The sequence below is a fragment of the Tateyamaria sp. 7Alg 36 genome (assembly GCF_059882455.1).
On the sequence record NZ_CM187613.1, the window covers coordinates 1,887,228 to 1,904,133 of the forward strand.

The following is a 16,906-nucleotide window of genomic DNA, read 5'->3' on the forward strand; positions in this document are numbered from 1 at the left end:
CCTTCTCTGTTCCAGAAAATCCTGGGGGAATCGCGCCAGCGATGGGGGCAAAGCCCCCTAACAATCTCGTCGCGCCAGCGTCCTTCGGATCAGCCCTGCCCCGAAAACAGCGCGATGACCTCTTCCTCGCTCAACTGTTGGCGCGCCGCACCATCGCCAAAATGATAGCTGTCGGGCTTCAGGTCGATAAAAAACTCGGTGTTGAAATCAATACCATTTGCATCGTCCAGCGTGCCAAGGCCGATATGGTATTCGCCCTGCATTGGCCCCTCTTCCGTCACGCGGTAGAACAGGCTGCTGCCGCAGGTTTTGCAGAACGCCCGCTCGGCCCAGTCCGAAGATTTGAAAGTGGCAATATGCTCCGCGCCCGTGATCTCCATCCCGTCCTGCGGTACGACGACGCCCATAAAAACACCGCCGGACCATTTGCGGCACATCGCGCAATGGCAGGCCGAGGTTTCGGTGATCGGTGTGCGCGCCGTGAACGACACGGCCCCACACAGGCATGATCCGGTATGCGACATGATAATGCTCCTTTTAACCGCTGGTGTGCGTCCGACCCTATCACAGCAACGATGACAGTTTCTGGCAACATCCGATTATCTGTTGCACCTGTCGATACGCGCTGCAATCCTGCCCCGAACCGAAGCTGAAAGGATGCCCATGTACCGCGTTATCGGAACCGTCAAAAGCCGCGCTTTCCGCGTCATGTGGATGCTCGAAGAACTGGGACAGGAATACGAGGTCGTACCTGCCGCCCCGCGCTCGGACGAGGCGCGGCAATACAATCCGCTGGGCAAGATTCCGGCCCTTGTGGACGGTGACGAGGTGTTGACCGACAGCGTGGCAATCATGACCTATCTGGCGGACAAGCACGGCGGTCTGACCGCCCCCGCCGGCACGCCGCAGCGGGCGCGTCAGGATGCACTGACCGCGTGGCTGATCGACGAAATGGATGCCGTCCTGTGGACCGCCGCCAAGCACAGCTTTGTCCTGCCCGAACCCATGCGTGTGCCCGACATCAAGCCCACCCTGCATCAAGAATTCGACCAGAATGCCAAGACGCTGGCACAGACGCTCGAAGCGTCAGGTGGCGACTTCCTGATGGGGGACGAGATCACTCTGCCCGACCTTTTGGCGGTGCATTGCCTCGGTTGGGCCTTTGGCGCGAATTTCCCTGCGATCCCCGCCCCGCTGAAAGACTATTCCAAACGACTGCGCGCACGGCCCCAGTTCCGCGCGGCGGGCGACCACTAGGCGGGCGCGCCGCCTTCGGCCAGCCACGACACTACGCCCTGCCCCGCGTACCGTCCTGTCGCAAGACAGGCGGTCAGCAGGTAGCCACCTGTCGGGGCCTCCCAATCGAGCATTTCGCCCGCGCAAAACACACCCGGCACGGCGCGCAGCATGAAACGGTGATCCATCGCCGCTGCGCGCACCCCACCTGCGGTCGAGATCGCCTCGTCCATGGGGCGCAAGCCGTCATGGCGCACCACCAGTTTTTTGAGCCGCCGTGCAATGGCGAGGGCATCATCGGGCCACGGCCTGCCCCACTCCTGTGCCAGTGCCAGCCGCAGCGGATCCATCTTGAGTGCCTTGCGCAGATGGTTCGCAAAGCTCGCCTTGCCACGCGGGCGCGCCACGCGGGCCGCGACCTCGTCCACGCTCAGGTCCGGCATCAAGTCCAGATACAGCGGTGCACCTTCGCGCACGCCCCGTGACACGGAATAGATACCGCCGCCTTCCAGACCGCGCCGCGACAACACTGCCTCTCCCCGCGACTTATACGCGCCCGAACGCCACGCCACCCCTTTGACGGGCTGGCCCAATAGACGGAACATATGCTCGGACCATGTCACCGACAGCCCCGCATTGGCCGCGCCAAAGGGCGCGACATCCACGCCCTTGGCTGCCAACTGCGCCGCCCATGCGCCGTCACTGCCAAGCCGCGCCCAGCTTGCGCCGCCCAAGGCCAGCACCACGGCATCGAATTCCTCGCGTTGCGGACCGTCACTGGTGTCAAAGGTCAGCGCATCGCCATCCCATCCGGTCCAACGCCAGCGCGTGCGCCGTGCGACCCCCATGCCGTCCAGCCGCGCCAGCCATGCGCGCAGCAGGGGCGAGGCTTTCATCGCGCGCGGGAACACGCGGTCTGTGCTGCCCACAAACATCTCTTGCCCCAGTCCTGCGGCCCAGTCGACAATGGCCTGATTGTCAAAGCTGCCAAGCGCCTCGGCCAGCCATGGTTCGGCCTCTTGATACTCGGCGGCGACCTCGGCCATCAGGGCGGCGTTGGTCAGGTTCAGGCCCGATTTGCCCGCCATCAGAAACTTGCGTCCAAGTGACGGTTTGCCATCGTGCACGGTGACGGACAGGCCTGCACCGGCCATCACCTCGGCCGCAGCCAATCCGGCGGGGCCACCCCCGATCACGGCAACGCGCGTCATTCCGACTGTGTCCGCAATGCGCCCGACACTTCGATAGTGCGATGGGGATAGGGGATGGTGATGTCATTGTCGCGCAGCGCGTTCCAGATCAGAAACAGCACGTCGGATGTGTATTTGTTCGGTCCGTCATCAATGCCGTTCACCCAGAACTCCACCGCGAAATCTATGCCGCTTTCCCCGAAACCGCGCAGTTCGCAATCAGGTGGATAGGGCGCGTCCAGCACTTCGGGATGGGTCGCCACTGCCGCTTCGATGATCGCGGGCACCGTGTTGATGTCCGTATCGTAACTGACCGAAAATTCGGCCTCGTACCGGTTGGCCGACCCGCTGTCGGAATAGTTCACCACGCGGGTGGTAATGAAATCCTCGTTCGGGACAACGATCCAGCGACCGTCATAGGTTTCAAGGATCGCGGCGCGGGCGGTCATCTTGACGATTGTGCCCGCCTCTCCCCCGTCAAGTTCGACATAGTCGCCCACTGTGGCCTGCCCTTCGACCAGCAGGATCACACCCGAGATGAAGTTCGACGCGATCTTTTGCAGACCAAAACCAAGCCCGACACCAATCGCACCACCCAGCACCGCAAGGGCCGACAGATTGATGCCCATGATGTTCATCAACAACAGGAAGGCGACGGCAAAGATCACAAACTCGACCGTCTTGATCAGCAATTGTCGGATCGACGGGCGCATCTCTTTTTGCTGCGAGATCAGCGTCGCGGTTTGCGAATTCGACCATTGGCCCAGCCAGAACAGCAGCGAACCGGCAATCAGCCCACGCGCGATGCTCATCAGGGAAAAGCGGATATTGCCCACGCCGACCACGGTTTCGGTCAGTGCCACGGATACCGTATCCAGCAGTCCAAGCGCATAGATCGCCGCAATCGGGATCAGGACAAAGCGGCCCAGCATGTGTAGGAACGGATCCTTGATGATGTCGCGCACCAGCGCGCGCGCCGCCAGAAACAAGAACACGCGCTTGCCAAAGGCGATCACCGCACCGCTGTCAAACAGCGACCGCACCACGCTTTCGCCGATACCGGTGAACGCATAGGCAAGAAGGGGCAGCAGAAGCGGAAGGAACTGCGCGACAAATCGACGGGCCTGCGCGAACATGTTGTCCTTATCGCCCGGATCCAGCAGGTTCGCCAGCGTCGGGCGCAGGCGGCGCGTGACCAGAACAGCCGCGACATAGGCCACGATCAACAACCCGAACTGTGACCACGCCGCAGGGCTGAGCAGCCAAGACATGGCCAGATCGTACCCCTGCACGCCATAGCCTGCTATGGTCTGAACAATCTCGGGCTGGCTTTCCAGATCGAATTCCACAGGCGTCCCCCTTGCCTTGGTCGCGTCACAGGCCACTTGTCACGTGTTGGCCCGTTCACGCAAGGTTTGACGCAATATGCCCGACCCGATTTGTCCCATCTGTGACCGTCCGATCCCGCCTGATGCCCCGCAAAGCGTGCATCACCTGATCCCCAAGCTGAAAGGTGGCAAGGGTGGGCCGACGGTTCTGCTACATCACATCTGCCACCGCGAGATACACGCCACCCTGACAGAGGCGGAACTGGCGCGAGATTATGCGACGCCTGAACGGCTGCGAGCGCATCCACGGCTGGCAAAGTTTGCCGCATGGGTGGCGAAGCGCCCGCCGGGATTTGCGTCGAAAATACCCGGCCCGCAGCGCAAGAGGTAGGCGCGGCTCGCACGATAGGTCAGGGGCACATCGCCTTGATCGCGCGCGCCGTGGCCGGATCGGCAGCGACGCAATCGGCGCACAGGGCGCGGGCGCGGTCCAGCAGATCGTCCGGTGCCGTCACCTCGTCCACCAGCCCGAAGGCCAGTGCCTGATCGGCGGTGATCTTTTGCCCGCCCAGCAGGATCATCTTGGTCCGCGACAGCCCGATCAGGGCGGCCATGCGCGCCGGATCGCTGGGTTGCGGCAGATAGCCGAGCTTCATCACCGGATAAAAGAACTTGGCACTAGGCACCGCAATCCGCATGTCACAGGCCAGAACCATGCCGGTCGCACCGCCCGCAACCGTGCCATTCAGCGCGGCGATGGTCACACCCTCAAGCGCGGCAATCGCACCCGAGAGTTCTTCCCACAGGTCCGACGTCGCCAGCCCCGCCCGCGCCGCATCCAGATCGGCACCGGCGCTGAACACCTTGCCCGTACCGGTCAGGATAACCGCCGCGCTGGATTGCGCGTCGTTCACCGCACCCACCAACTGTTCCAGCATCGCTTCGGTCAGCGCGTTGGCCTTGTCGGGACGGTTCAGGGTGAGTGTTGTCACCCCGTCCCGTGTTTCGACCTCGATCACGCGAGGCCGACCTTGCTGCGGATGTCGGGATCGCGCAGCGAGATTTCTTTGCCGACCCACGCATCCGCTTCGGATGAACACATCCACAGCAGGGTGCGGGCGGGCCAGTCGGCGGGAATGTGATCTTCCCACGCGATCTTGCTGACCGGATTGATCCCGCTGGCCGCAATCTCGCGCTGCATCTGGGTCGCAACGGTACCGGGGCTGAGGCCCATGGCGCGGATACCGGCGGCGCCGTTTTCTTCGTGGGCGCAGGCGGTCAGCATCGCCGCACCGGCCTTGGACGCGCAGTAATGCGACCATGCTTCGACCGGACCGTGGGCCGCGCCGGAACTGATGGTCAGGATCGACCCACGCCCCTTGGCCCGCATCACGGGCAACGCCGCGCGCATGCCATAGAAGACGCCCTTGAGGTTGATGTCGATCACGGTGCTCCAAGCCTCTGGGTCGGCCTCGGACAGGTGAGCGATGGGTTCGATCACCCCCGCATTCCCGATCAATACGTCCAGCCCGCCAAAGGTGGCGACGGTCTTGTCCACGGCTGCTTCGACCTCGGCATAGTTGCTGATGTCGCAGGGAATCGCGATGGCTTGCGCGCCGATCTCTTCGGCGAGTTCGTTAATGGCCCCTTCGCTGCGGGCGATCAGTGCGACATTCGCGCCTGCCTTGGCGAAAACCCGCGCGGTGTCCGCCCCGATGCCGCGGCTTGCACCGGTAATCAACACTGTCTGTCCTGTCATATCCGTCATGTGCTTTGCCTTCCTTTGCATGCTGTGCTTTGGACCGTTGGTACGTCCAGCGCACCAAGAGGTCCAGCGTCTGCCCTTGACGCTTTTGCCCTGCTGCCGGACGATGGCCGCAAATTCCATCCAAAAGGATTCTCGATCATGGCTTATTTTTCCCGTCTTGCGCAGGGCACGGCCCTAGCGCTTTGCCTGCCCGCCACAGCCGCGTTTGCCGATTTGACCGCTGCCGATGTCTGGGCCGACTGGAAGGCCTATATGACCGCCTCGGGGTACGAGGTCAGCGCCTCGGAAAACACCGGCGGTGGCACCCTGACGATCAGCGGCCTGGTGGCAAAGATGCCGTTCGGCCCCGAGGGCGCGGATGGCACCACCCGCGTCGGCATGGACGACATCCGCTTTGTCGAACAGGGCGATGGCACTGTGGCGATTGAGCTGCCCGAAACAACCTCGGTCGAGGTGCAGATGGCACCGGAAACCGGCGAGAAGGTCGATGTGACCGTGACCGTAACCCAGACCGATCCGGTGATGACTGCTGCGGGCGATCCGGGTGACCTGACCTATGACTACAGCGCGACAACCGCCGCCCTTGTGATGGACACGCTGACGGTAGACGGCGTTGTCATTCCGGCCACGGTGGCCAAGGTCGATGTCAAGATGAACGACCTGTCCTACACCGTGCAAACGGGCGTGGACGAGATGCGCCAGATCGACCAGCGGATCACGGCGGCCTCGGTCGATTACGACTTTGCCTTTGCAGACCCCGAGGGCGAAGGCGCGTTCAAGATGAAAGGCGCGCTGCAAGAGGTCGTGCTGGACGGCAACGGCGTTCTGCCGCTGGACAGCGATCCGCAGGACATGAACGCCATGCTGGATGACGGGCTGGACGTGACGGGCGTGATCACCACCAAGGGCGGCAGCTATGATCTGTCGTTTAACGGGCCAGAGGGCAGCGGCACCGCCAACAGCACCTCGGACGGCGGCGCGTTTAGCATCGCCATGGGGCCTGCGGGGCTGATCTATGACGTGGTGCAGCGCAATGTGAACTTTAACATGTTGGTCACCGAATTCCCCCTGCCCTTGTCTTTTTCCGCCGCGGAAGTCGGGACCAGTTTCCTGATGCCGCTGCAAAAGGGGCCGGAACCGCAGGATTTCGGCATGACCGTTTCGCTCAGCGAGTTGAAAGTGTCGGACGTGATCTGGGGGCTGTTTGACCCCTCGGGGCAGTTGCCGCGCGATCCTGCGACGTTGCTGGTGGACCTGTCGGGGCGGGCCAAGGTGCTGTTTGATTTCCTTGATCCCGCGCAGGCCGCAGTACTGGAACAGACAGGGGCCGCACCGGGTGAACTGGCGGCACTGACCCTGAACGATCTGCAATTCGATGCGGCGGGGGCCAAGCTGACGGGGCACGGTTCCTTTACCTTTGACAACAGCGACACGGTGACATTCGACGGCATGCCGCGCCCCTTGGGCGGGATCGACCTGTCGCTGACTGGTGGCAACGGATTGCTCGACAAGTTGGTCGGCATCGGCCTGCTGCCCGAGGAACAGGCGATGGGTGCGCGTATGATGATGGGCCTTTTTGCCGTACCGGGCGATGCGCCGGACACGCTGTCCTCGCGGATCGAGGTGAACGGCGCGGGCCATGTGCTGGCAAACGGGCAGCGCATCCGCTGAGTTCTGTGAAAAGGGCGGGCTGGACGGGCCCGCCCTTGCACGTCACCGCCTGCGCCGCTACCTCATGACCAAGCCAGCGGAGCAGACACAGTGACCCCATCTGACCTTTCCACCCTTACGGCGCGGCTGATCGAAGCGGCGAAAACGGCAGGCGCGGACAGCGCCGATGCGATGGCGGTTCAGGGCACATCGGTCTCGGTCGATGTGCGCGCTGGCACGCTGGAACATGCCGAACGCTCCGAAGGGATTGATCTAGGACTGCGCGTTTTTGTCGGGCAGCGGCAGGCAAACGTGTCGTCCTCGGACATTTCAGATCGCACCATCACCGAGATGGCCGCCCGTGCTGTCGCGATGGCGCATGAAGCGCCCGAAGACCCCTATGCGGGCCTTGCCGATCCGTCTCAACTTGCCAGCGATTGGGACATCGACGCGCTGGAACTTTACGACCCCACGCCCGAACCCGACCCCGCCGCCCTGCAGCAGGACGCCTTGCAGGCCGAAGCCGCCGCACTAGCCGTCGCAGGGGTGGAGCAGGTGCAACAGGCCACCGGCGCCTATGGCGCGCGCGATGTGTGGCTGGCTGCGTCCAACGGGTTCTCCGGCGGCTATCGCCGCACTGACCGCGCCATCAGTTGTGTCGCCATCGCGGGCAAAGGCACTGGGATGGAGCGCGACTATGACGGGGACAGCCGCATTTTTCAGGGCGATCTGCGCGATGCAGGCGATATTGGCAAAAGCGCGGGCGAACGCGCCATCGCTCGGCTTGATGCGCGCAAACCGCCCACGGGTGCCTATCCGGTTCTGTTTGACGAACGCATCGCCGCGACGCTGATCGGCCACCTTCTGGCTGCTGCGAACGGTAGCGCCGTGGCGCGTGGATCGTCATGGGCGCGCGATCTGATGGGCCAACAGGTACTGCCCGAGGGGCTGAACCTGATCGAAGACCCCCACCGCCCCCGCGCCAACGGCACCCGCCCGTTCGACGCCGAAGGGCTAGCCACTGCCCGCCGCACCATTGTCGAGGACGGCGTTCTGACCGGCTGGACACTGGATCTGGCCACAGGGCGCAAGTTGGGCATGGCGTCCACCGCCAACGCGGCACGCGGTACGTCCTCGCCGCCAAGCCCGTCGAACTGGAATGTCGCGCTGGACCAAGGCACTGCCAGCCGCGACGACCTCATCCGCGACATGGGCACAGGCCTGCTCGTCACCTCGATGATCGGATCGACGATCAATCCCAATACGGGCGATTATTCACGTGGCGCAGTGGGACTGTGGGTCGAGAATGGCGAAATTGCCTATCCCGTGAACGAATGCACCATCGCTGGCAGCCTGCCCGAGATGCTGCGATCATTGGTGCCCGCCAACGATGCGCGGACGCATCTAAGCCGCGTAGTACCGTCGCTGCTGGTGTCGGGAATGACCCTTGCCGGCAACTGATCTGCCCCTTCTGACCGACGCCGCGCGGATCGCGGGGCGCGTTGCCGCCAGCTTTGTCGGTCCGGCGGCGCGCCGCTGGGACAAACCCGATGGCGCAGGGCCGGTGACCGAGGCCGATCTGGCCGTGAACGACGTGCTGCTGTCGACACTGCGTACCGCCCGCCCCGATTATGGCTGGTTGTCCGAGGAAACCGACGACGATGCCACGCGGCTGGATCACGACACTGTATTCATCATCGACCCGATCGACGGCACGCGCAGCTTTGTCGAGGGCGGCAAGACTTGGGCCATTTCAATCGCCGTCGCCCATCGCGGACAGGTTACAGCGGCCGCCGTCTATCTGCCGATGCGCGACAAGCTCTATGCCGCCGGACAGGGCATGGGCGCGACACTGAATGGCACCGCGCTGCACACCAGTGATGCACCTTTGTCAGAAGCCAGCAAAGTGCTGTCGCCGCGCCCCAATTTCGATCCGATCCACTGGAAGGCCGAACCGCCTCAGGTCGTTCGCCATTACCGCCCCTCGCTTGCCTATCGCCTGTCACTGGTGGGGCAAGGGCGGTTTGACGGCATGCTGACATTGCGCCCCAGCTGGGAATGGGACATTGCCGCAGGTGCGCTGATCGTGGCCGAGGCAGGCGGTACCATCACCGACCGCACCGGAGCCAAGCTGCGATTCAACAACGCGCGCCCTGCCCTGAACGGCGTCGTGGCGGCGGGCGCGCCGCTTCATTCCGACCTTGTGGCACTGCTTTCGCCCGCGCCCGCTTGACCCCTTTTGCCCAGATGCGCACATTGGTCCGTATCGTCCCCTGACCTAGTATTCCAAAGGATTATCCCATGACCCAACGCCTGCACCTCGTCTTTGGTGGCGAATTGGTGGACCCGTCCAAGAACGTGTTCAAGGATGTGAACGATCTGCATATCGTCGGCATCTTCCCCAACTACGACACCGCCTATGACGCGTGGAAATCCGAGGCGCAGCGCACGGTCGACAACGCCCATATGCGGTATTTCATCGCCCACCTGCACCGCCTGCGCGACGAAGAAAACGCCGTCGCCCCGACCGAAGAACTGGGCTAGGACGACCATGCGCGGATCACTGGGGCTGACGGCCTACCGGACGCTGTCCGGTCGACGCACGGCCCCGGACTATGCGCCTGCGGGCGCGCGCCCCGAGGGCGAAGTCGTGTGGATCCACGCGGGCGAGACGGGCAATAACCGCGCCATCCATGACCTTGCCCTGCGGTTGGTGACGATGCGCCACGGCACCCATGTTGTGCTGACGGCGCATCAGGGCGGCTTTGACGGGACGCCGTCGGATTCTGTACATATCGAACCCCTTGACGGGGACCACCCTGATATGGCCGCGCAATTCGTCGCGCACTGGAAACCCGATGTGGTGATCTGGGCATGGGGCGGCCTGCGCCCGAACCTGATCCTCGCCGCCGCGAAAAGTGGCGCTTACATGATGCTGGTGGACGGGGCCAAGGACGGCTTTGACGGACGGCGCGACCGCTGGCTACCCGAGGTGCAACGGCGTGTGATGGCCGTGTTCCACCACGTGATTGCCCGCGGTTCCGACGCCCATCTGCGCCTCGCCCAGCTTGGGCGCGCCCTGCCGCAGATCGAACAGGCCACACCGCTGCAACCCTTTGGCCAAATGCTGCCCGCCGCCGACAGCGATATCACCGAGATGAGCATTGCCCTTGCCGGACGCCCCACATGGCTTTCGGCCCGCACTGCGCGCGAAGAGGGGCGGATCATCCTTGGCGCACACCGGATCGCCGTGCGCAGTTCGCACCGCTTGCTGCTGATCCTGCACACGACCTCGCACGCCGATGCGGCGCACCTCATGGACTTGTCCCATACCGCAGGGCTGCGCGCCGCCAACTGGGGCGCGGGCCAGATGCCGGACGAGGCCTGTCAGGTTCTGATCGCGGATGCTGACGACGAGTTGGGCCTGTGGTTGCGCCTAGCGCCGGTGACATTCCTCGGCGGGTCGCTGAAACAGGGCCACGCGGTCTGCGACCCATACGCTGCGGCGGCACATGGCACCGCGCTGATCTATGGCCCCTATGTGGGTGAACACGCCGCCGCCTTCACCCGATTGGTTCAGGCCAAGGCCGCGCGCATCGTCAAAGACAAACTGACCCTCGGACGCGCCGTGATGCAGCTGATTGCACCGGATCAGGCGGCACAAATGGCGATGGCCGGATGGGATGTGGTCACCCAAGGCGCGCACAGCCTTGACCGTATCATCGACCTCGTCCAGTCACAGCTTGACGGCGAAGAGAACGGAACGAACTGATGCGCGCACCGCACTTCTGGACATCGGACAAGGGCGCGCAGGACTGGCGCACACGGCTGCTGGCCCCTCTGGGCGCGCTCTACGGGCAGGCGACCGCGCGGCGACTTGCCAAAGGGCCGCGCACTGATATCGGCATTCCGGTGATCTGCGTCGGCAACATCAACGCTGGCGGCACAGGCAAGACGCCCACTGTCATGGCACTAGTCGAACGGCTGCGCGATGCATTCCACGACCCCCACATCGTCAGCCGCGGCTATGGCGGCACCCTGCAAGGCCCGGTCGAGGTTGATCCCACAAAACACTCTGCCGCGCAGGTCGGCGACGAACCCTTGCTGCTGTCGGCCTTTGCCCGCACATGGATATCCCGTGATCGCGCCGCAGGGGCGCAAAAGGCGAAAGAGGCTGGCGCGAGCGTGATTGTGCTGGATGACGGCTTTCAGAATCCGGCACTGGCACACACCTTGTCCATCGTGGTTGTCGATGCTGAAACCGGCTTTGGCAACGGGCTTTGCATGCCCGCGGGCCCGCTGCGCGAACCGGCACAAACCGGATTGCAACGGGCTGACCTGCTCCTGTCCATCGGCTCTGACGCGGCCCAAACCGCGTTTGATGCGACACTACTGCCCGACGGCTTGCACCGCCTGCGCGCCACACTTGCGCCGTTGCGAACAGGCATGGACTGGACCGACACACCGCTGATCGCCTTTGCAGGCATCGGTCGACCGCAGAAATTCTTCGACACGCTGCGCCAGCTTGGCGCGACCCTTCAACGGGCCGAGGCATTGGGCGATCACCAACCGCTCTCCCCCGCCTTTCTCACCCGTCTCGAAACCGAAGCGCGCGCCACAGGGGCCCAACTGGTCACTACCGAAAAAGACGCAGTCCGCCTGCCCGCCACTTTCCGCAGCAAGGTCATCACCTTGCCCGTCCGCCTCACTTTTGACGATGCCAGCGCGCTGGACGAACGGATCAAGGCGCTACCCCGCACCTGACCCTTCTCTGTTCTAAAAAAATCCCCCGCGCGGCGCGCATCGCATCCGCCGGAGGCGGATGCAAAACATCGTGTGGCGCGCAGCGCCGCCTTTTTACAGCAGCCTCAGGCGTCGTCCTCGCCCAGTTTGGGCGCAGGGCGGTCCAGCGACAGGTCCGCGTCCGAAAACAGGATGGGCGTGCGGATACCCGGCACACCGCCCGGATTAATCTGCATACCCCGCGCTATGACCTGCGGGTCGGCCATCACATCGGCCATGTCGTTTATGGGCCCTGCGGGCACGCCTTCGGCCTCGCAAGCCGCCAGCAGATCATCCCGCGTGCGCAACACCGTGGCGGCGGTCAGCCGTGCGGTCATCTCGTCACGATGCGCGATCCGGTCCGAATTATGCAGGAACTCGGGTGCCTGCGCCATTTCGTCCAGCCCCAGAAGGCGGCACAGACGCTGGTATTGCGCATCATTTCCGGTGGCGATGATCAGATGGCCATCGGCACAATCGAAGACCTGATAGGGCGTCAGGTTCATATGCGCGTTCCCCATCCGCCCCGGTGCGACACCGCTGGTCAGATAATTCATCGCCTGATTGGATGTGACAGACACCGCCACATCCAGCAGCGCCATGTCGATATGCTGCCCCCGCCCCGTGTTTGTCCGCTGGTGCACGGCGGCAAGAATGGCCGTCGTCGCATAGACGCCGGTAAAGATATCCGTGATCGCCACACCGGACTTTTGCGGCTGCCCCTCTGGCGCGCCGGTGATCGACATCAGACCGGACATGCCTTGGATGATAAAGTCATAGCCCGCGCGCGGCGCATAGGGGCCGGTCTGGCCAAATCCGGTGATCGAGCAATAGATCAGACGCGGAAAGCGGTCTTTGATCGCGTCGTAGTCCAACCCGTATTTCGCCAACCCGCCGACCTTGAAATTCTCGATCAGGATATCGGCACCATCCAGCAACTCAAACAGCCGTTCGCGCCCTTCGGGGTCTTTGAAGTCAATGATGACCGAGGATTTGCCGCGATTGGTCGAATGGAAATAGGCGGCTGACACGTCCTCGTCCCGTGTCACAAAGGGTGGGCCCCACTGGCGGGTATCATCGCCACGCGGGGCCTCGACCTTGATCACTTCCGCGCCAAGGTCAGCAAGGGTCTGGCCTGCCCAAGGACCGGCCAGTACCCGCGCCAGTTCGACGACGCGCAGCCCCGCTAGGGGCCCCGCACCCGAACTGGCCATCAGCTGCCTGCCGCTTCGTCGATCAGCGCCGACATTTCGCTATAGGCCATGTTGTTATAGGTCTTGCCGTTGATCACAAAGCTGGGCGTGGACTGGATGCCATCTGCCTCGGCGTTTTCCTGATACCACGCCACCAGAGTGCGCAGCTTGTCGCCATCGGTCAGGCACGCCTCGATGGCGTCGCCTTCAAGCCCCGCCAGACGCCCGATCTTGCGCAGTTCTTCTGCGATGGCTGCCGGATCACCGCCGCCTGCGCGGCTCCATTCGGCCTGCGAAGTGTACAGCAGATCGGAAATCCCGAAGAAGCTTTCAGGCGTACCTGCGCAACGGGCCACGGCCGAAGCCCAAAGGCCGAAACGGTCGAAATAGACTTCGCGGTAGATGAAGTTGATCTTGCCGGTGTCGATATAGTCGGCCTTGAGCTGCTTGTAGTTACCGGCGTGGAAGTTCGCACAGTGCGGGCAGGTATAGCTGGCATATTCGATCACGGTCACATCGGCGTCGGGATTGCCCAGTTGCATTTCCTTGACGGTCGATGTGTCGACTTCGGCTTCGGCTGTCTGGGCGGTGGCGGCCCCCAGCAGCTGTTGCGACTGGAGCGCCTGATCAGGGGATTGCGGCGTCGAGGTGCCGGTCGTGGACCAGAAATATCCGGCAACACCGATGGCGACGACAGCCACTGCGATAATACGTTTCATGTACGTTTTCCTTGCTTCTCTTTTGTCAGTATATGTGCGCCAAGCCGCTCAAGCGCGGCCCGCAAACCTTCATCCGCAACCGGTGCGACAACGGCGCTGGCGGCCTGTTGCATCTCGGGTGCGGGGGGCGTTGGCCCCTTGTCCTTGGGGGCGTGCTGGAACGCCACCTGTCCTTCGGCAAAGCCCGTGGCAGCCGTTTGCGTGATGCGGATGCGCGCGATGGCGTTATAGCCGTAGACCGCGTTGACCCGCGCACGCAGTTGTTCTTTTTGCATTTCGAGCATGGGCGCCTGCGCCCCCGTGGTCAGCAGGGTCAGCGTCGCGCCCATGCCGCCACGGCCATAGCTCACCTCGACAGGGCGGGCGATGGCGGCGATGTCCGCCCCTGCCACCTCGGCCCAGTCGGTCAACAGCCTGCTTTGCGCAAAACCACGGCTTTCGCTGGCCGTCCGAATCCGGCCCGTCAGCAATGTTGCTGTGCGTTTGAACCCTTTTGTGGTGGCGCGGCGCGGGGCCATAACTATGTTCCTTGTGATTCAAACGCGACCATAGCGGACGGGGAGGCATGAGCCACCCAAGACACTGAAGGAAACCATAACTCTTGCGTGACCTGAGCGATAGCCTGCTGACGTGGTATGACACACATGCCCGTGCCATGCCGTGGCGCACCGCCCCTGCCGATAAAATGGCAGGGCAGCGGCCCGATCCTTATGCCGTATGGATGTCCGAGGTCATGCTGCAACAGACCACCGTGGCCACCGTTACCGCCTATTTCCAGCGCTTCATGGCGCGCTGGCCCACGGTTGACGCGCTGGCGGCGGCAGAGGATGCCGATGTGATGGGCGAGTGGGCGGGCCTTGGATACTATGCCCGCGCCCGCAACCTGTTGAAATGCGCCCGCGCCGTGGTCGATGAACATGGCGGTGTTTTTCCAGCAGATCACGCTGCCCTGCTGAAACTGCCGGGGATTGGCCCCTATACCGCCGCGGCCATATCCTCGATCGCGTTCGATCTGCGCCACACGGTCGTGGACGGCAATGTCGAACGGGTGATGGCCCGCATGTTTGACGAACACACGCCCCTGCCCGCGGCCAAGCCGATCCTGACAGCCCATGCCGAACGCCTGACCCCGGCGGCACGTCCCGGCGATTATGCGCAGGCGGTCATGGACCTGGGTGCCACGATCTGCACGCCCACATCCCCTGCTTGCGGCATCTGCCCGTGGTACGCCCCCTGCGTTGCGCGCGCCAAAGGCACGGCGCGGGAACTGCCCAAGAAGACCCCGAAAAAGCCTAAGCCCGTCCGCCATGGCACAGTCTATCTGTGCCAACGCACGGACGGCGCGTGGCTGCTTGAGACCCGACCGGACAAGGGCCTGTTGGGTGGCATGCGCGGCTGGCCCAGCACCGATTGGATCGATGCCGCCCTGCCCCGCCCCGACACCCCGCCTTTTGCCGCAGAATGGGCCAAGGTCGCGGGCGAGGTGCGCCATACCTTTACCCATTTCCACCTGATACTGGACGTCATGCTGACCCGCGCCGAAAACGCGCCGGACACGGCAGGCAAATTTGTCCCGCGCGAGGCATTTCGTCCCTCTGACCTGCCCACGGTGATGCGCAAGGCGCTTGATCTTGTGACCGGCAGCTAGACGCGGCGCTGCGTCGCTCTTGGCAGGGACGGGGCGCGCATCCTATATTCGCGCAGCACAACCAAGGATGTGACATGACCCTGCCCCCCTCTACCGTGGCCAAACTGCAAAACGCGCTGCCTTTTGCCCTGTCCTTCCTTTTGCTGCCGCTGGCGGTAATCAGTGCGATCTTCGGGGGGTGGACGCTGCTGCTTTTGCCCGCCGCCACGTGGTACATGTTTTCCGTGATTGACCTTGCGGTGGGCCTGAACACCGACAATGCCGACCCCGAAACAGCCGAAGACGATCTGTTCTGGTATCGCGCCATCACGATCATCTGGGCCCCTGCGCAATTCGTGATGCTGTTTGCGCTGATCGCCTATGTCGCCCCTGCCGAACACCTGAACGCGTTCGAGAAGATCGCCGTCTTTTTTGGCGTCGGCGTGCTGACCGGCACGGTGGGCATCAACTACAGCCACGAACTAATGCACCAGAAGAACAAGATTGAACGCTGGCTTGCCGATATCCTGCTGGCCATGGTGCTTTATTCCCATTTCCGGTCCGAACACCTGCTGGTGCATCACCGCTATGTGGCCACGCCCCGCGACCCCGTCACGGCGCGGTTAAACGAGAGTTTCTACAGGTTCTATCCCCGCGTTCTGCGCCAGTCTCTCGCCAGCGCGTGGAATGCGGAAAAGTCGATGCTAGCGCGCAAAAGCCTGCCTGCGACGGACCTGTCAAACCCGTTCTGGAAATACGCGGCATTGCAACTGACCTTCCTCGTTTTCGCCCTGATCCTTGGCGGCTGGGTCGGTGTCGCGCTGTTCCTGACACAGGCAGGCACGGCGATCTGGCAGCTTGAGCTGGTGAACTACATCGAACATTATGGGCTGACACGGAAACATCTGGGCGCAGGCAAATACGAACACGTCCAGCCGCGCCATTCGTGGAATTCTGCGCATAAGGCGTCGAACTGGCTGCTGATCAACCTGCAACGCCACTCGGATCACCACTACAAGCCCGACCGACGCTTTCCGGTTCTGCAAAACTATACCGAGGCAGACGCGCCGCAACTGCCCTATGGCTATCCGGTGATGTCGATTGCCGCGATGATCCCGCGCATCTGGCGGCAGATGATGAACCCGCGCGTGCGCAAATGGCGCGAGATGTACTATCCCGAGATCACCGACTGGACGGCCTATAACAAGGCGACCAACCCGCTGCCCCGCTAGGCCCGTGCGCCCTTGGGCACGCCATATAATCGGGACTGCAAACGCAAAAAGGCCCCGCCAAATACAAGGCGGGGCTAAGGTGAAGTGCCTTCGGTTCAGTCTTGGGTCAAGACCGCAGGCACCTGGCGGTGTTCAGGAAACCGTGCGTTTTGACGAGACTTGCGTGCTCATGGGCTGTGCA

General features: G+C 63.2%; 18 protein-coding genes. 10 read left to right on the forward strand and 8 right to left on the reverse strand.

Annotated features, from left to right (window positions below):
* Window positions 1-89 precede the first annotated feature (89 nt).
* Window positions 90-524 (reverse strand): GFA family protein, encoded by a 435-nt coding sequence (locus AC6GQJ_RS09320; RefSeq protein ID WP_500767603.1) that lies wholly within the window; start codon window positions 522-524, stop codon window positions 90-92.
* 139 nt (window positions 525-663) lie between these two features.
* Between AC6GQJ_RS09320 and AC6GQJ_RS09325 the strand changes: the two genes are divergently transcribed.
* Window positions 664-1,257 carry a glutathione S-transferase family protein gene (locus AC6GQJ_RS09325; RefSeq protein WP_500767604.1) on the forward strand — a complete coding sequence of 198 codons (594 nt, stop codon included), beginning with the start codon at window positions 664-666 and terminating at the stop codon, window positions 1,255-1,257.
* On the opposite strand, the gene AC6GQJ_RS09330 is transcribed toward AC6GQJ_RS09325, so the two are convergent.
* Both AC6GQJ_RS09330 and AC6GQJ_RS09335 read right to left on the reverse strand, forming a co-directional pair.
* On the reverse strand, window positions 1,254-2,447 hold the full coding sequence (locus AC6GQJ_RS09330) for a TIGR03862 family flavoprotein (protein WP_500767605.1): 1,194 nt from the start codon (window positions 2,445-2,447) through the stop codon (window positions 1,254-1,256). The two genes, AC6GQJ_RS09325 and AC6GQJ_RS09330, sit on opposite strands and share 4 nt — an antisense overlap.
* Window positions 2,444-3,775, reverse strand: coding sequence for a mechanosensitive ion channel family protein (locus AC6GQJ_RS09335; protein WP_500767606.1), 1,332 nt, complete (start codon window positions 3,773-3,775; stop codon window positions 2,444-2,446). Before AC6GQJ_RS09335 ends, AC6GQJ_RS09330 begins: the two co-directional genes overlap by 4 nt.
* A gap of 76 nt (window positions 3,776-3,851) precedes the next feature.
* Here AC6GQJ_RS09335 and AC6GQJ_RS09340 point away from each other — a divergent pair, with 76 nt between their 5' ends.
* Window positions 3,852-4,145, forward strand: a complete 294-nt coding sequence (locus AC6GQJ_RS09340) for an HNH endonuclease (protein WP_500767607.1) — start codon at window positions 3,852-3,854, stop codon at window positions 4,143-4,145.
* A gap of 19 nt (window positions 4,146-4,164) precedes the next feature.
* Here AC6GQJ_RS09340 and AC6GQJ_RS09345 read toward each other — a convergent pair whose 3' ends face one another.
* Window positions 4,165-4,773 carry an enoyl-CoA hydratase/isomerase family protein gene (locus AC6GQJ_RS09345; RefSeq protein WP_500767608.1) on the reverse strand — a complete coding sequence of 203 codons (609 nt, stop codon included), beginning with the start codon at window positions 4,771-4,773 and terminating at the stop codon, window positions 4,165-4,167.
* A complete protein-coding gene (locus tag AC6GQJ_RS09350) occupies window positions 4,770-5,522 on the reverse strand; it encodes an SDR family oxidoreductase (RefSeq protein WP_500767609.1) in 753 nt (250 codons plus the stop codon). Before AC6GQJ_RS09350 ends, AC6GQJ_RS09345 begins: the two co-directional genes overlap by 4 nt.
* Window positions 5,523-5,660: 138 nt before the next feature.
* On the opposite strand from AC6GQJ_RS09350, the gene AC6GQJ_RS09355 reads away from it, so the two are divergent.
* From AC6GQJ_RS09355 to lpxK, 6 genes are all read left to right on the forward strand, one after another.
* Complete coding sequence (locus tag AC6GQJ_RS09355; RefSeq protein ID WP_500767610.1) at window positions 5,661-7,193, forward strand: DUF2125 domain-containing protein; 1,533 nt, start codon at window positions 5,661-5,663, stop codon at window positions 7,191-7,193.
* A gap of 90 nt (window positions 7,194-7,283) precedes the next feature.
* On the forward strand, window positions 7,284-8,633 hold the full coding sequence (locus AC6GQJ_RS09360) for a TldD/PmbA family protein (protein ID WP_500767611.1): 1,350 nt from the start codon (window positions 7,284-7,286) through the stop codon (window positions 8,631-8,633).
* A complete protein-coding gene (locus AC6GQJ_RS09365; protein ID WP_500767612.1) occupies window positions 8,620-9,405 on the forward strand; it encodes an inositol monophosphatase family protein in 786 nt (261 codons plus the stop codon). Before AC6GQJ_RS09360 ends, AC6GQJ_RS09365 begins: the two co-directional genes overlap by 14 nt.
* 68 nt (window positions 9,406-9,473) lie before the next feature.
* Window positions 9,474-9,716, forward strand: coding sequence for a DUF4170 domain-containing protein (locus tag AC6GQJ_RS09370; protein WP_500767613.1), 243 nt, complete (start codon window positions 9,474-9,476; stop codon window positions 9,714-9,716).
* A 7-nt stretch (window positions 9,717-9,723) separates the two neighbouring features.
* The gene (locus AC6GQJ_RS09375) at window positions 9,724-10,944 is read left to right on the forward strand and encodes a 3-deoxy-D-manno-octulosonic acid transferase (protein WP_500767614.1); all 1,221 of its coding nucleotides are present in this window, start codon (window positions 9,724-9,726) and stop codon (window positions 10,942-10,944) included.
* Window positions 10,944-11,936, forward strand: a complete 993-nt coding sequence (gene lpxK / locus AC6GQJ_RS09380) for a tetraacyldisaccharide 4'-kinase (protein ID WP_500767615.1) — start codon at window positions 10,944-10,946, stop codon at window positions 11,934-11,936. The genes AC6GQJ_RS09375 and lpxK overlap by 1 nt, the downstream gene beginning before the upstream one ends.
* A gap of 104 nt (window positions 11,937-12,040) precedes the next feature.
* On the opposite strand, the gene AC6GQJ_RS09385 is transcribed toward lpxK, so the two are convergent.
* The 3 genes from AC6GQJ_RS09385 to AC6GQJ_RS09395 are packed head-to-tail and all read right to left on the reverse strand — an operon-like array spanning window position 12,041 to window position 14,384.
* The gene (locus tag AC6GQJ_RS09385) at window positions 12,041-13,168 is read right to left on the reverse strand and encodes a CaiB/BaiF CoA transferase family protein (RefSeq protein ID WP_500767616.1); all 1,128 of its coding nucleotides are present in this window, start codon (window positions 13,166-13,168) and stop codon (window positions 12,041-12,043) included.
* Window positions 13,168-13,866 (reverse strand): DsbA family protein, encoded by a 699-nt coding sequence (locus AC6GQJ_RS09390; protein ID WP_500767617.1) that lies wholly within the window; start codon window positions 13,864-13,866, stop codon window positions 13,168-13,170. The genes AC6GQJ_RS09385 and AC6GQJ_RS09390 overlap by 1 nt, the downstream gene beginning before the upstream one ends.
* Window positions 13,863-14,384, reverse strand: coding sequence for a DUF721 domain-containing protein (locus AC6GQJ_RS09395; protein ID WP_500767618.1), 522 nt, complete (start codon window positions 14,382-14,384; stop codon window positions 13,863-13,865). The genes AC6GQJ_RS09390 and AC6GQJ_RS09395 overlap by 4 nt, the downstream gene beginning before the upstream one ends.
* Before the next feature lie 137 nt (window positions 14,385-14,521).
* On the opposite strand from AC6GQJ_RS09395, the gene AC6GQJ_RS09400 reads away from it, so the two are divergent.
* Both AC6GQJ_RS09400 and AC6GQJ_RS09405 read left to right on the forward strand, forming a co-directional pair.
* Window positions 14,522-15,514, forward strand: a complete 993-nt coding sequence (locus AC6GQJ_RS09400) for an A/G-specific adenine glycosylase (protein ID WP_500773867.1) — start codon at window positions 14,522-14,524, stop codon at window positions 15,512-15,514.
* Between the two features lie 74 nt (window positions 15,515-15,588).
* On the forward strand, window positions 15,589-16,725 hold the full coding sequence (locus tag AC6GQJ_RS09405; RefSeq protein ID WP_500767619.1) for an alkane 1-monooxygenase: 1,137 nt from the start codon (window positions 15,589-15,591) through the stop codon (window positions 16,723-16,725).
* Window positions 16,726-16,906 lie beyond the last annotated feature (181 nt).